Annotated in this window: 12 protein-coding genes; 3 read left to right on the forward strand and 9 right to left on the reverse strand. The window is 73.9% G+C overall.

All coding sequences use genetic code 11. The features are described from left to right. Positions 1-579 precede the first annotated feature (579 nt). The 3 genes from GCU69_RS23400 to GCU69_RS23410 all read right to left on the reverse strand — a co-directional run bounded on the left by GCU69_RS23400 (position 580) and on the right by GCU69_RS23410 (position 4,419). On the reverse strand, positions 580-2,292 hold the full coding sequence (locus GCU69_RS23400) for a phospho-sugar mutase (RefSeq protein ID WP_156207097.1): 1,713 nt from the start codon (positions 2,290-2,292) through the stop codon (positions 580-582). Positions 2,293-2,809: 517 nt separating this feature from the next. After that, on the reverse strand, positions 2,810-3,625 hold the full coding sequence (locus GCU69_RS23405) for a purine-nucleoside phosphorylase (protein ID WP_098753677.1): 816 nt from the start codon (positions 3,623-3,625) through the stop codon (positions 2,810-2,812). Between the two features lie 356 nt (positions 3,626-3,981). Next, on the reverse strand, positions 3,982-4,419 hold the full coding sequence (locus GCU69_RS23410; RefSeq protein WP_098753678.1) for a gamma-glutamylcyclotransferase: 438 nt from the start codon (positions 4,417-4,419) through the stop codon (positions 3,982-3,984). A 93-nt stretch (positions 4,420-4,512) separates the two neighbouring features. Between GCU69_RS23410 and GCU69_RS23415 the strand changes: the two genes are divergently transcribed. Next, positions 4,513-5,976: an NAD(P)H-quinone dehydrogenase gene (locus GCU69_RS23415; protein ID WP_156207093.1), complete on the forward strand. Its 1,464-nt coding sequence runs from the start codon at positions 4,513-4,515 to the stop codon at positions 5,974-5,976. A 112-nt stretch (positions 5,977-6,088) separates the two neighbouring features. Further along, positions 6,089-7,093, forward strand: coding sequence for a DeoR/GlpR family DNA-binding transcription regulator (locus GCU69_RS23420; RefSeq protein ID WP_156207094.1), 1,005 nt, complete (start codon positions 6,089-6,091; stop codon positions 7,091-7,093). A 319-nt stretch (positions 7,094-7,412) separates the two neighbouring features. Here the strand turns inward: GCU69_RS23420 and GCU69_RS23425 are convergent, their stop codons facing one another. Both GCU69_RS23425 and GCU69_RS23430 read right to left on the reverse strand, forming a co-directional pair. Further along, a complete protein-coding gene (locus tag GCU69_RS23425) occupies positions 7,413-8,015 on the reverse strand; it encodes a TetR/AcrR family transcriptional regulator (RefSeq protein ID WP_235978657.1) in 603 nt (200 codons plus the stop codon). A 122-nt stretch (positions 8,016-8,137) separates the two neighbouring features. Further along, positions 8,138-9,901, reverse strand: coding sequence for an acetyl/propionyl/methylcrotonyl-CoA carboxylase subunit alpha (locus tag GCU69_RS23430; RefSeq protein WP_098753681.1), 1,764 nt, complete (start codon positions 9,899-9,901; stop codon positions 8,138-8,140). A gap of 396 nt (positions 9,902-10,297) precedes the next feature. Here GCU69_RS23430 and GCU69_RS23435 point away from each other — a divergent pair, with 396 nt between their 5' ends. Beyond that, positions 10,298-10,765: a hypothetical protein gene (locus tag GCU69_RS23435; RefSeq protein WP_156207095.1), complete on the forward strand. Its 468-nt coding sequence runs from the start codon at positions 10,298-10,300 to the stop codon at positions 10,763-10,765. Between the two features lie 216 nt (positions 10,766-10,981). Here the strand turns inward: GCU69_RS23435 and GCU69_RS23440 are convergent, their stop codons facing one another. The 4 genes from GCU69_RS23440 to GCU69_RS23450 all read right to left on the reverse strand — a co-directional run bounded on the left by GCU69_RS23440 (position 10,982) and on the right by GCU69_RS23450 (position 13,873). Further along, a complete protein-coding gene (locus GCU69_RS23440) occupies positions 10,982-11,599 on the reverse strand; it encodes a Maf family protein (RefSeq protein WP_098753683.1) in 618 nt (205 codons plus the stop codon). 72 nt (positions 11,600-11,671) lie between these two features. Then, positions 11,672-11,803 (reverse strand): morphogenic membrane protein MmpB, encoded by a 132-nt coding sequence (mmpB, locus tag GCU69_RS34420; protein ID WP_257155838.1) that lies wholly within the window; start codon positions 11,801-11,803, stop codon positions 11,672-11,674. Positions 11,804-11,941: 138 nt separating this feature from the next. After that, positions 11,942-12,157 (reverse strand): acyl-CoA carboxylase epsilon subunit, encoded by a 216-nt coding sequence (locus GCU69_RS23445; protein WP_098753684.1) that lies wholly within the window; start codon positions 12,155-12,157, stop codon positions 11,942-11,944. 108 nt (positions 12,158-12,265) lie between these two features. After that, positions 12,266-13,873 (reverse strand): acyl-CoA carboxylase subunit beta, encoded by a 1,608-nt coding sequence (locus GCU69_RS23450; RefSeq protein WP_156207096.1) that lies wholly within the window; start codon positions 13,871-13,873, stop codon positions 12,266-12,268. Between the last annotated feature and the right edge of the window lie 49 nt (positions 13,874-13,922).

Consider the following 13,922-nt stretch of genomic DNA (forward strand, 5'->3'; position numbering starts at 1 on the left):
GGGGGTCCTCCACGCTTACGTGTATTTGTGGCCGCCACCACCGGGCGAACTCTCCGACCCCGTCCAGGCGGCCGTAAATATGCGGTGGAGGACCCCCCTCCCGGAGGGCCCGGCCCCGGCACCACCAAACACCCGCACCCGCTCCCGCACCCGCACCCGCCGCTGCACCGCGCACCGCGCAACCGCACCGCTCACCCGCTCCCCGGCCCTGCACCCCGCTCCCCGGCCCTGCACCCCGGGCCCCGGGCCCCGGACCCCGGACCCCGGACCCTGCGCCGCGCAACCGCACCCGCATCTCCACCACGCACCGCGCCCGGACCGCGGACCCGCTCCCCGCACCTGCACCCGGATCCGCACCGCGCACCGCACCCTGCTCCGCGCACAGCGCACTGGCTCCCCGCACCCGCACCCGCACCGCGCACCGCCCCCCGACCGCCACCAGCACCCGCGCACCCCGACCGCCCACCAGCACCTGCGCACCAGCACCCGCGCACCAGCACCCGCGCACCAGCACCCGCGCATCCCGCCCGCGCCGCAGGTCCGCTCGCGCACCAGCCCCGGCAGCGCGTGCGGCGGGTTTCAGATGCCCGCCGCCGCCGACAGGTCGGTCTTCAGGGCGGCCAGCGTCGCCTCCGCCGTCGCACGGGCGTCCGCGAGGGCGGCGGCCGACGGAACCGGGGCGACCACCTCCAGATAGCACTTCAGCTTCGGCTCCGTGCCGCTCGGGCGGACGACGACGCGGGCCGACTCCACCCGGCCACCGGCCGTGCCGGGGCCCGCCGTGCCTCCGGCCAGCGTGTAGCGCAGCCCGTCCGTCGGCGGCAGCCGGTCCGAGCCGAGCGCGAGGTCCTCCGCGCCGGTGACGGCCAGCCCGGCCAGTTCGGCGGGCGGCTCGCCGCGCAGCCGCTTCATGGCGTCGGAGATCACCGTCAGGTCCTCGACCCGTACGGACAGCTGGTCGGTGGCGTGCAGTCCGTACTCGACGGCGATGTCGTCGAGCAGTTCGGCGAGGCTGCGGCCGGTGGCCGCGAGTTCGGCGGCGAGTTCCGCGACGAGCAGGGCCGCGGTGATGCCGTCCTTGTCGCGGACGCCCCCGGGGTCGACGCAGTAGCCCAGCGCCTCCTCGTAGGCGTAGCTCAGCCCGTCGGTGCGGGCCAGCCACTTGAAGCCGGTCAGCGTCTCCTCGTACGGAAGGCCCGCGGCGGCCGCGATCCGGCCGAGCAGCGAGGAGGAGACGATCGTGGTGGCGAAGGTGCCGCCCACCCGCTTGTGCACCAGATGGGTGGCGAGCAGCGCGCCCACCTCGTCGCCGCGCAGCATGCGCCAGCCCGCGGGAGTGCCGGGGGCGGGCACGGCGACGGCGCAGCGGTCGGCGTCGGGGTCGTTGGCGATGACGAGGTCGGGCGCGGGGTCGGCGGCCCGGGCGGTGGCGAAGGCGAGGTCCATCGCGCCCGGCTCCTCCGGGTTGGGGAAGGCCACGGTCGGGAAGGCAGGGTCGGGTTCGCCCTGCTCGGCGACGACGACCGGGGCGGGGAAGCCGGCCCGGTCGAAGGCGGCGAGCAGGGTGTCGCGGCCGACTCCGTGCAGCGGGGTGTAGACGGTGCGCACGTCGCGCGGCTTGCCCGGGGTGAGGACCGCGTCCGTACGGGCGAGGTACGCCTCGACGATCTCCTCGCCGAGGGTCTCCCAGCCGGACTCGGCCAGGGGGACGTCGGCGAGCGAGCGGACGGCGGCGATCTCGGCGGCGATCGCGGCGTCCGCGGGCGGCACGATCTGCGAGCCCCCGCCGAGGTAGACCTTGTAGCCGTTGTCGCGCGGCGGATTGTGGCTGGCGGTGACGGTGACGCCCGCGACGGCGCCCAGCTGCCGGATCGCGAAGGCGAGCACGGGCGTGGGCAGCGGGCGCGGCAGCAGGACGGCGCGGAGCCCGGCGCCGGTCATCACGGCGGCGGTGTCGCGGGCGAAGTCGGCGCTGCGGTAGCGGGCGTCGTAGCCGATGACGACGGTGCCCGGGGCGGACGGTCCGCCGGTCGCGCCCTGCTTGCGGAGATGGGCGGCGAGTCCGGCGGCGGCCCGGATCACGACCGCGCGGTTCATCCGCGCCGGGCCCGCCCCGAGTTCGCCGCGGAGACCGGCGGTGCCGAACTGCAGCATGCCGCTGAAGCGGTCGGCGATCGCGTCGGTGTCGCCGGCGTCGAGGAGGGCCCGGAGTTCCTCGCGGGTCTCCGGGTCGGGGTCCTCGGCCAGCCAGGCGCGGGCCTCGGCCGTCAGCTCCGCCGTCTCGCCTGCCACGTCGCTTGCCACTGATGCTCCTGGGATGTTGTCGGCGGCGGCGCCGCCGGACGGCGCCGCCGGGTGGGTGCGGGGTCGTTCCGGCTGCCGGGCGGCCGGGGCGTGCCGGAGGGACCGGTGGGACCGGAAGAACCCGGTAGGGGTCAGGGTGCCCCGGAGCCGGCGGATCTCACCCCGGCCGGCGGGGTCGGTCTGCCGCCGGACCGGGCCGGAGCCGCCCCGGCTCACCCGGCGGGGCTGCCTCCCGCTCCTCCGCATCCCAGACGGTTCCGGACGGTTCCGGATGGTTACCAGGCGGTTCCGGACGGTTCCGGCCTGTGCTCGTCGGCGCCGACCGGTGCCGGTCAGCCCTTGCGGTCGGGCGGCCTGCCCGTCCCGGAACGGCCGAGCGCACTGCCGCCCACGTCCCGCGGTGCGGAGGCTGTCCCGGACCGGGACGGGCGGAGGTGTCCCCGGCCCGGACGGCGGCGTTCCCCGCCCGGGAAATCCAGAACGGTTCAGGTCCGACCGGAACCGGTCAGAGCCGGCCGAGCACCTGGGCCAGCAGGCTGCCCATCCGGGTGGCCGAGTCGCGGCCCGCCCGGAGGACCTCCTCGTGATTCAGCGGCTCCCCGGTCATTCCGGCCGCGAGGTTCGTGACCAGGGAGATGCCGAGCACCTCGGCCCCGGCCTCGCGGGCCGCGATGGCCTCCAGCACGGTGGACATGCCGACCAGGTCCGCTCCCCAGGTGCGGACCATGTTGATCTCGGCCGGGGTCTCGTAGTGCGGGCCGGGGAACTGCACGTACACGCCCTCTTCGAGGGTGCTGTCGATCTCCTTGCACAGCGCGCGCAGCCGCGGCGAGTACAGGTCCGTGAGGTCGACGAAGTTGGCGCCCTCGATCGGCGAGGTGGCGGTGAGGTTGATGTGGTCGCTGATGAGGACCGGCTGACCCGGGCGCATCCCGGCGCGCAGCCCGCCGCAGCCGTTCGTCAGCACGACGGTCTTGCAACCCGCGGCGACGGCGGTGCGCACGCCGTGGGCGACGGCGGCGACGCCGCGGCCCTCGTAGTAGTGCGTACGGCCGAGGTAGACCAGTGCCCGCTTCTCCCCGATCCGGTACGAGCGCACCTTGCCCGCGTGGCCCTCGACCGCGGGCGGCGGGAAGCCGGGCAGGTCGGTGACCGACAGCTCGTGCTCCGCCGCGCCCAGCGCGTCGGCGGCCGGGACCCAGCCGGAGCCCATGACGAGGGCGACGTCGTGCGTCTCGGCGCCGGTCAGCTCGCGCAGGCGGGCGGCGGCGGCTTCGGCGTCGGGTGCGCCGGGGTGGTCCGAAGTCAGGGAAGCGTTCACGCGGACGAGGGTAACCCGTCATCGCCTACGCGCGTAGAAGTATCCACCGGCCGGTCGTCCCGGGCGTACGGGGAACGGGCGCCGGAGCGGCGGAGAACCGGTGCCGGAGGGGCGGAGAACCGGTGCCGGAGCGGCGGGAATCCGATGCCGGAGGGGCCCGCCTGCGAGTGCCGGAGCGGGAAAACCGGTGCCGGAGGGTCCGCGCCTGCGGGCGCCGGAGCGGCGGAAAACCGCCTGCCGGAGCGGCGGAGAACCGATGCCCGCGCCCGTCAGCCGTCCGCCCGTCAGCCGTCCGCCCGACGGGATTCCCTGTCCGCCCGACGGGACGCCCCGCCCGCCCGTAGGTCCGCCGCCGGTCAGCAGGGTCGTTTGCGGATCTCCATCACATAATCGTGCGGGGCGCCCGCCGATTCGGCCGCGTCCGCGATCTCGCCGAGGTAGCGCGCCGAGGGCAGCCCGCCCTCGTAACCGTTGAGGACGTAGAGCCAGGCCGTCTCGTCGCCGTCGAGCGTGTGCACGCGGATCCGCATCCGGCGGTATATGTCGAGGCCGACGCCCTCCCAGCGGTCCATGGACTCCTCGTCCATGGGGGCGATGTCGTACAGCGCGACGAAGACCTGCGAACCGGGATCCTCCACCAGGGTGGCCAGAGCGCCCTCCCAGCCCATCTGCTCGCCGCCGAACGTCAGCCGCCAGCCGGAGAGCCAGCCGGTGCCGCGCAGCGGGGAATGCGGTGCGCGGCGGGACATCAGCCGCGCGTCGAGGTTGCCGGCGTACGCGGCGTAGAGCGACATGGACACGAGACTACGGGAGTGACGGCGGTGCTTCCCGGGACGCCGGTCCGTACGGAGGGCCCCGCCATGACCGCCGCGCACCCGTGCGGGACAATGGGGCACGTGACTCGGATCGTGATCATCGGTGGCGGACCCGGCGGCTATGAGGCGGCGCTGGTGGCCGCGCAGCTAGGCGCGGAGGTGACCGTCGTCGACGCGGACGGCCTCGGCGGCGCCTCGGTGCTGACCGACTGCGTGCCGTCGAAGACGCTGATCGCCACGGCCGAGGTCATGACGACCTTCGACTCCTCCTACGAGGAGCTGGGCATCATCGTCGCCGACGACACCCCGCCCATCGAGCAGGCCGCCCGCGTCGTCGGCGTGGACCTGGGCAAGGTCAACCGCCGGGTGAAGCGGCTCGCGCTCGCCCAGTCGCACGACATCACCGCGTCCGTCACCCGGGCCGGCGGCCGGGTGCTGCGCGGCCGTGGCCGGCTGGAGCCCGCGCAGGCGCCCGACGGGTCCCGCCGGGTCGTCGTACGGGCCGTGGACGGCAGCGAGGAGACGCTGGTCGCGGACGCCGTGCTGGTCGCCACGGGCGCGCATCCGCGGGAGCTGCCGGGCGCGCTGCCGGACGGCGAACGCATCCTGAACTGGACCCAGGTCTACGACCTGGAGGAGCTGCCCGAGGAACTGATCGTCGTCGGCTCCGGTGTCACCGGCGCCGAGTTCGCCGGCGCCTACCAGGCGCTCGGCTCCAAGGTCACCCTGGTCTCCAGCCGGGAGCGGGTACTGCCGGGCGAGGACCCGGACGCGGCGGCCGTGCTGGAGGACGTCTTCCGGCGGCGCGGCATGAACGTCATGGGCCGCTCCCGGGCCGCGGCTGTCAAGCGCACCGGAACCGACAGCAAGGGTGACGGCGTGGAGGTCACGCTGTCCGACGGCCGCGTGATCACCGGATCGCACTGCCTGATGGCCGTCGGCGCCGTCCCCAACACCGCCGACATGGGCCTCACGGAGGCCGGGGTCGCGCTCAAGGACTCCGGGCACATCCGAACCGACCGGGTCTCCCGGACCAGCGCACCCGGCGTCTACGCGGCCGGTGACTGCACGGGCGTCTTCGCCCTCGCCTCGGTCGCCGCGATGCAGGGCCGGATCGCGATGTACCACTTCCTGGGCGACTCGGTCGCCCCGCTGAACCTCAAGACGGTGTCGGCGAACATCTTCACCGACCCCGAGATCGCCACCGTCGGCTACTCGCAGGCGGACGTCGACAGCGGCCGGATCGAGGCCCGCGTCGTCAAGCTGCCGCTGCTGCGCAACCCGCGGGCCAAGATGCAGGGCATCCGGGACGGCTTCGTGAAGCTGTTCTCCCGGCCGGGCACGGGCATCGTCGTGGGCGGTGTGGTCGTCGCGCCGCGCGCCAGCGAGCTGATCCACCCGATCTCGGTCGCGGTCGACAACAACCTGACGGTCGAGCAGATCGCCAATACGTTCACCGTCTACCCCTCGCTGTCCGGCTCGATCGCCGAGGTGGCGCGGCAGTTGCAGACCCGGCGGGCGCTCGGCGAGGCGTAGGGGACCGGGCGCCCGGCTCCGTATAGCAGTCGCCGCTACAGGTTGTGGGCAACTTCTGTTATTCGGCGCAAACTGCTGAAACCGATCGGTCGATGGCGTTACTGTCAGTTTCGTGTTCGCTGCAGAACGTCGCCAATTGATCCTTGAAATGGTGCGCGCGAACGGAGCGGTGTCGCTCCGGGAGCTCGCCCGAGTCGTCCAGACCTCCGAAGTGACCGTACGGCGGGATGTGCGGGCGCTGGAGGCAGAAGGACTGCTGGACCGCCGGCACGGCGGTGCGGTGTTGCCGGGTGGCTTCACCCGGGAGTCCGGATTCCCGCAGAAATCCCATCTCGCGACCGCCGAGAAGACGGCGATCGCCGACCTCGCGGCGGGACTCGTCGAGGAGGGCGAGGCCATCGTCGTCGGCGCGGGGACGACCACGCAGGAGCTAGCGCGCAGGCTCGCGCGTGTCCCCGGGCTCACGGTGGTCACCAACTCGCTGCTGGTCGCCCAGGCTCTGGCGCACGCCAACCGGGTCGAGGTCGTCATGACCGGCGGCACCCTGCGCGGGTCCAACTACGCCCTCGTCGGCAGCGGCGCGGAGCAGTCCCTCCAGGGGCTGCGGGTGTCCCGGGCCTTCCTGTCCGGCAGCGGGCTCACCGCGGAGCGCGGACTCTCGACGTCCAACATGCTCTCGGCGAGCGTCGACCGGGCACTCGTGCAGTCCGCGGGCGAGGTGGTGGTCCTCGCCGATCACACCAAGCTCGGCACCGACACGATGTTCCAGACCGTTCCGACCGATGTGATCACGCGGCTGGTCACGGACGAGCCGCCCGCACACGAGGACCGCGCCGCGGCCGAACTGCGGGCACTGGCCGACCAGGGCGTGCAGATCGCCGTCGCCGGGCAGTCGTCCGGGGCCGGCGGCGGCCCGGGGACGGAGGGCGGCGTGCCGCCGGGCCGCAGGCCCCGCAGGATGGGGCCGCCCGTGCCCGGCGGGGGGGAGGAGGTGCCGCTCCCGGGGCAGCGCCGCGGTCACCCGCCCGGCGTCGGCGGCCCTCAGCTGCGCAGCACCGGCGCCCTCGCGGAACAGCCCACGGGCGGCGGCCGGGTGGCGGACCTGCGCCGACGCTAGGACGGACGGCCGGGGTACACGGCGGTACGCGGACCGGCGCAGGTCCGCGCCGGCCCGTACGGAACGCGGCCGGCCGGGACTGCCGGTACGGAAGGCGGGCTGGACCTGCCGGTACGGGAGGCGGTTGGGGCCGCTGGTACGGAAGGCGACCGGGACTGCCGGTACGGAAGGCGGGCTGGACCTGCCCGTACGGAACGCGGCCGGGACCTGCCCGTACGGAACGCGGGCCGGGACCGGCCCGTCCGCGACGCCCCGTCCGCGACGCCCCGTACAGACCGACTGGCCCGATCACCGGTCCGCGGCGACCCGCACGGCGCCGTCAGCCCGGCGTTCCCCGTCCGCCGGGCCGCAGGCCCAGCAGGGTGAGGGTGAGCAGCCGCTCGGCCAGGCCCGGGTCGTCGGGGGTCTCCTCGACGGCCAGGGCGATGGCGTTGGTGAGCTGGAGCAGATCGCCGATCTCCACGTCGTCCCGTACGGAGCCCGCGTGCTGGGCGCGGGCCAGCAGCGCGCCGCCCGCCGCCCGGATCGGGGCGTTGCACCGGGAGAGTTCCGAGTTGTCGTCGCGGGAAGCGGTCATCAGCGCCCGCGACAGCCCCCGGTAGGTGCCCGCGTGGCCGATGAGCGCCCGCAGCCAGTCGACCAGCGCCGCACAGGGCTGCTCCGCTTCCAGCAGCTCCCGGGAGCGGGCCAGCAGCGCGTCCACCTCGCTCTCGAAGACGGCGCACAGCAGGGCGTGCCGGCCCGGGAAGTGCCGGTAGAGGGTGCCGATGCCGACGCCCGCCCGGCGCGCCAGGTCCTCCAGCGACGCGTCGGCGCCGTGCTCGGTGAAGGCGGCACGGGCCTCCGCCAGCAGCCGGTCGTAGTTCCGCCGCGCGTCGGCGCGCATGGGGCGCGGAACGCTCCGTGCCGTCTCCGTGGCCATCGCCGGTCCTCCCTGTGCCGTCCCCGTGGCACCCAGGATGCCACCGACATCACGCGCCGGGCCCCGGAGCGGCGTGCTCCGGGGCCCGGCGGAGGCAGGGGCGGCGGTGCGCGCCCGCCGGATCAGTCCTTGATCTCGCAGATGACGGCGCCGGAGGTGAGGGAGGCGCCGACCTCGGCGGCGAGGTCCTTGACCGTGCCGGCCCGGTGGGCGTTGATGGGCTGCTCCATCTTCATCGCCTCCAGGACCACGACGAGGTCGCCCTCGGACACCTGCTGGCCCTCCTCGACGGCGACCTTGACGATGGTGCCCTGCATCGGGGAGGCCAGTGCGTCACCGGAGGCGGCGGCGCCGGACTTCTTGGCGGCCTTGCGCTTGGGCTTCTTCGGCCCGGCGGCCGGGCCCGCGGCCACGCCGAGCGAGGACGGGAGGGAGACCTCCAGGCGCTTGCCGCCGACCTCGACCACGACGGTCTCGCGGGTCTCGGCCTCGGCCTCGTCGGTGCCGGGCGCGGCGTACGGCTTGACGGTGTTGGCGAACTCGGTCTCGATCCACCGGGTGTGGACGGTGAACGGGCCGCTGCCGCCCTCCAGTTCCGGGGCGAAGGCCGGGTCGGCGACGACCGCACGGTGGAACGGGATGGCGGTGGCCATGCCCTCGACGGTGAACTCCGCCAGGGCGCGGCCCGCGCGCTGGAGGGCCTGCTGCCGGGTGGCGCCGGTGACGATGAGCTTGGCCAGCAGTGAGTCCCACGCGGGGCCGATGACGCTGCCGGACTCCACGCCCGCGTCCAGCCGCACGCCGGGGCCGGCGGGCGGGGCGAACGTCGTCACGGTGCCGGGCGCGGGCAGGAAGTTGCGGCCCGGGTCCTCGCCGTTGATGCGGAACTCGAAGGAGTGGCCGCGCACCGCGGGGTCGCCGTAGCCCAGTTCCTCGCCGTCGGCGATGCGGAACATCTCCCGGACCAGGTCGATGCCGGTGACCTCCTCGGTGACCGGGTGCTCGACCTGGAGGCGGGTGTTGACCTCCAGGAAGGAGATGGTGCCGTCGGCGCCGACCAGGAACTCCACGGTGCCCGCGCCGACGTAGCCGGCCTCCTTGAGGATGGCCTTGGAGGCGGCGTAGAGCTGCTCGTTCTGCGCCTCGCTCAGATACGGGGCCGGGGCCTCCTCGACCAGCTTCTGGTGGCGGCGCTGGAGGGAGCAGTCACGGGTGGAGACGACCACGACATTGCCGTGGGTGTCGGCGAGGCACTGGGTCTCCACGTGCCGGGGCTTGTCGAGGTAGCGCTCGACGAAGCACTCGCCGCGGCCGAAGGCGGCCACCGCCTCGCGCACGGCGGAGTCGTACAGCTCGGGGACCTCTTCGAGGGTGCGGGCGACCTTCAGGCCGCGGCCGCCGCCGCCGAAGGCGGCCTTGATCGCGATGGGCAGGCCGTGCTCCTCGGCGAAGGCCACGACCTCCTCCGCGCCGGAGACCGGGTCGGGGGTGCCCGCGACCAGCGGGGCACCGGCCCGCTGGGCGATGTGCCGCGCCGCGACCTTGTCGCCGAGGTCGCGGATGGCCTGCGGCGGCGGGCCGATCCAGGTCAGGCCCGCGTCGAGGACGGCCTGGGCGAACTCGGCGTTCTCGGAGAGGAATCCGTAGCCGGGGTGCACGGCGTCCGCGCCGGAGTCGGCTGCCGCCCGGAGGACCTTGGCCATGTCCAGATAGCTGGCGGCCGGGGTGTCGCCACCCAGTGCGTACGCCTCGTCCGCCGCCCGGACGTGCAGGGCGTCGCGGTCCGGATCGGCGTAGACCGCCACGGACCCGATCCCCGCGTCCCGGCAGGCACGGGCCACGCGGACAGCGATTTCACCACGGTTGGCGATGAGCACCTTGCGCACGAGTGGGTCCTTCCTTGGCGCTGCGCCGCAACTGATTTGACGTCGTGAGTTTAGGGACAGCCGACACGGCCTGCCGAGTCGCCCTCCGGGGTGAGGTTCCCCACAGGGATGGTCGGTCCGGAACCGGTCGGGCGCCGAACGCCCTTGTGGGGCAAGGGTACGCGCATTCCGCCGGTGTCATGGTGGAGCGCCGATGTGGTCAAGGTCTCTGTACGGACCGCGGATCGCCCACGCCGTTTCTTTGTGGGGAACCTACTAATGCGGATGGGAAACTTTGCCGAACGATCCGTTCCGCGCCGACGTCGCGCCGACCCCTTGCCGATGGGATTACCCGTTAGTAGCGTGCACGCTGTCGGTTTGTACTGGCGGTAACAGCTCGAATGGGGTGGGGAATCGGTGGTACGCAGACCGGTGGCGCTGGTGGCGGCCGTGGTGCTGGCGGCCGAGGCGGTCGGCTTCGCCCTGCTCAACTGGTTCCTGGGCGAGGTCGTGGACAACCAGCGGATGTCGCTGGCCGGCCTCGACCCGGACGCCATGTCCCTCGGCTCCGTCGCCCTGGGCGTCGTCTTCGGCCTCTATCTGCTCACCTGCGCGGTCGTGCTGCTCGTCGCCGGGGTACGGGACCGCGCGCCGGGCCGTTTCTCCCGGGTGCTGCTGATCGTCTGCGCGGTGGTCCACGCCGTGCTCGGCGCGGTCACCGTGGGGCTGGTCGGCTGGGCCGCCTTCGCGTTCCTGATGCTCGTCCTCGGCCTGGTGGTGCTGGCCCTGATCGGCTACGGAACCGACCGCGGCACGGCGGAGTCCGGCGCGGGCGAGCCGTCCGGGTCCGCACCGCGGACGGCTCCGGGCGCCGGTCCGGCGTAACGCGCGCCGCTCCTGTACGACCCGCGTGCCGCGCCTCGTCCCGCTGATGCGGCGCGACGCGCTCCGTTCCCGTCGGACCCGGGTGCCGCGCTTCGTCCCGTTGGCGCGGCGTGACGCGGGCCGTTCCGCCGGACCCGCGTGCCGCGCCCCGTCATCCCCTTCACGATCACCTTCACGCCGGTCCGGCGTGCCGCGCCCGTCCCCGCAGCGCCCGCCTCAGACCCAGAGTCCGGTGATCCCCACGCCCAGCTCGGCGAGGAGCGAGCGCAGCGCGGGCAGCGACAGTCCGATGACGTTGCCCGGGTCGCCGTCAATGCCCTCGACGAACGGCGCCGACCGGCCGTCCAGGGTGAACGCCCCCGCGACGTGCAGCGGTTCGCCACTGGAGACGTAGGCGGCGATCTCCTCGTCCGACGGCTCCCCGAACCGGACGACGGTCGAGGCGGTCACCGAGGCCCGGCGGCCGTCCGCCGTGTCGATCACGCAGTGGCCGGTGCGCAGGACGCCCGAGCGGCCCCGCATCGCCTTCCAGCGCGCCGTGGCGTCCTCCGCGTCGGCCGGCTTGCCGAGCGCCCGCCCGTCCAGTTCCAGCACCGAGTCGCAGCCGACGACCAGCGCGTCCGCGGCCTCGGGCCGCACGGCGACCGCGTCGGCCTTCGCCTCGGCCAGCACCAGCGCCAGCTCCGCCGGTGAACCCGCCGTCAGGGCGTCCTCGTCGACTCCGCTGACCACCACCTCGGGGTCGAAGCCGGCCTGCCGGAGCAGCCCGAGACGGGCGGGGGACTGGGAGGCGAGTACGAGCCTGCGGCGCTCGGGGGATGCGTTGTTCGGCATGCGGCCAGCGTATAGAGCGCGCGGACGCCCGCGCAGAGGGCCTGCTTCCGGCCGCTTCGGCCGGCTGCGGGGCTAGGAACCGCCGAGGAAGAACGCGAGCACGGCGAAGGCCGCGACGGCGAGCACCGCGCCGGCGCGGCGCAGCATGCGCGCGGCGTCCCGGAGTTCCTGGGAGGGCTCGTCGGCGGGGTCGGACCACAGCATGGATTCCATCATCGGACCGGGACGGCCCGGGCGCCTGAGTACGGGTACTCAGGCGCCCGGGCCGTATTTCCGTTCCGTGCGGCCGGGCGCGGCCAGGGCCCCGTCCCGGCGCGGTCCGCGCGCGGCCTCAGCCCGGTCTCAGCGCGGCCAGAAGGCGCTGCGCCACGCCTTGGGCCCCGGCTGCGGCAGTCCGCGCCCCGGGACGTTGCGCGCGGGGTCCGCCCACTCGTCCAGCGGCTCGTCCGCCGCGGAGTCCGCCCCCGGGGACGCCGTCGCCGAGGCGCGCGCCCGGACCACCGCGAGCGCGGCGGCCAGCTCCTCCGGGGTCGGATTGCCCCGTACCACCTTGAACATCCGGCGCTCCTCTCCTCGACTCCTCGACCTGCCTGCTCCCGCCCGCGGCGGGGACGCGGCTGCCCGCCGCGGTGCCTCCACGGGTGTCCTTCCCCGTGGGAAGCGGGGTTACAGCGGGATGTTGCCGTGCTTCTTCGGCGGCAGCGCCTCGCGCTTGGTGCGCAGGGTGCGCAGCCCGCGGACGATGTGGCGGCGGGTCTCGGCGGGCAGGATCACCGCGTCGATGTAGCCCCGCTCGGCCGCCGTGTACGGGTTGAGCAGCGCCTCCTCGTACTCCTTGACCAGCCTCTGGCGCAGCTCCTCCTGCTCCTCGGGCGTCCCGGCGGCGGCCAGGGCCCGGCGGTGCAGGATGTTGACCGCGCCCTGGGCGCCCATCACCGCGATCTGCGCCGTCGGCCAGGCCAGGTTGAGGTCGGCGCCGAGGTGCTTGGAGCCCATGACGTCGTAGGCGCCGCCGAACGCCTTCCGGGTGATGACCGTGATGAGCGGGACGGTCGCCTCCGCGTAGGCGTAGATCAGCTTGGCGCCGCGCCGGATGATGCCGCCGTACTCCTGCTCCACGCCGGGCAGGAAGCCGGGCACGTCGACGAAAGTCAGCACCGGCACGTTGAACGCGTCGCAGGTGCGGACGAAGCGCGCGGCCTTCTCGGAGGCGTCGATGTCGAGGCAGCCCGCGAACTGCATCGGCTGGTTGCCGACGACACCGACCGGGTGGCCCTCGACCCGGCCGAAGCCGGTGATGATGTTGGGCGCGAAGAGCGGCTGGGTCTCCAGGAACTCGCCGTCGTCCAGCACGTGTTCCACGATGGTGCGCATGTCGTACGGCTGGTTCGCGGAGTCCGGGACGATCACGTCCAGCTCGCGGTCCTCGTCGGAGGTCTCCAGGTCCGCCTCCTCGGGGAAGGCGGGCGGCTCGCTGAGGTTGTTCGACGGCAGGTAGGCCAGCAGTGCCTTGACGTACTCGATCGCGTCCTTCTCGTCGCCCGCCATGTGGTGGGCGACCCCGGACGTCGAGTTGTGCGTACGGGCCCCGCCCAGCTCCTCGAAGCCGACGTCCTCGCCGGTGACCGTCTTGATGACGTCGGGGCCGGTGATGAACATGTGCGAGGTCTGGTCGACCATCACCGTGAAGTCGGTGATCGCGGGGGAGTAGACCGCGCCGCCCGCGCACGGGCCGACGACCAGGGAGATCTGCGGGATCACCCCGGAGGCGTGGGTGTTGCGGCGGAAGATCTCCCCGTACAGGCCCAGCGCGCTGACGCCCTCCTGGATGCGGGCGCCGCCGGAGTCGTTGATGCCGATGACCGGGCAGCCGTTCTTGAGCGCGAAGTCCATCACCTTGACGATCTTCTGTCCGAAGACCTCGCCGAGGGCGCCGCCGAAGACGGTGAAGTCCTGGGAGAAGACGGCGACCGGGCGGCCGTCGACCGTGCCGTAACCGGTGACGACGCCGTCTCCGTACGGGCGGTTGTTCTCCAGCCCGAAGTTCGTCGACCGGTGCCGGGCGAACTCGTCCAGCTCGGTGAACGACCCCTCGTCCAGCAGCAGATCGATCCGCTCGCGGGCGGTCAGCTTGCCCTTCGCGTGCTGCTTCTCCACCGCGCGCTGCGAACCCGCGTGCGTGGCCTCGCCGATACGCCGCTGCAAATCCGCGATCTTGCCCGCGGTCGTGTGGATGTCGGGGGTGGGCGACGGGGCGATTTCCGGCTCGGACATCGGATGCGGCTCCTGCTCGACCTGGTGGGGAGCAGGGGGTGTCGTGGGG

This window comes from Streptomyces lycii, from assembly GCF_009735685.1.
Taxonomy (GTDB): domain Bacteria; phylum Actinomycetota; class Actinomycetes; order Streptomycetales; family Streptomycetaceae; genus Streptomyces; species Streptomyces lycii.

What these genes read in the sequence shown, in the direction of transcription:
- GCU69_RS23410 (WP_098753678.1), bottom strand. Translation starts at nt 4,419, where the DNA reads ATGTCGCTCTACGCCGCGTACGCCGGCAACCTCGACGCGCGGCTGATG.
- GCU69_RS23415 (WP_156207093.1), top strand. Translation starts at nt 4,513, where the DNA reads ATGGGGCACGTGACTCGGATCGTGATCATCGGTGGCGGACCCGGCGGC.
- GCU69_RS23425 (WP_235978657.1), bottom strand. Translation starts at nt 8,015, where the DNA reads ATGGCCACGGAGACGGCACGGAGCGTTCCGCGCCCCATGCGCGCCGAC.
- GCU69_RS23440 (WP_098753683.1), bottom strand. Translation starts at nt 11,599, where the DNA reads ATGCCGAACAACGCATCCCCCGAGCGCCGCAGGCTCGTACTCGCCTCC.
- mmpB (WP_257155838.1), bottom strand. Translation starts at nt 11,803, where the DNA reads ATGCTGTGGTCCGACCCCGCCGACGAGCCCTCCCAGGAACTCCGGGAC.
- GCU69_RS23445 (WP_098753684.1), bottom strand. Translation starts at nt 12,157, where the DNA reads ATGTTCAAGGTGGTACGGGGCAATCCGACCCCGGAGGAGCTGGCCGCC.
- GCU69_RS23450 (WP_156207096.1), bottom strand. Translation starts at nt 13,873, where the DNA reads ATGTCCGAGCCGGAAATCGCCCCGTCGCCCACCCCCGACATCCACACG.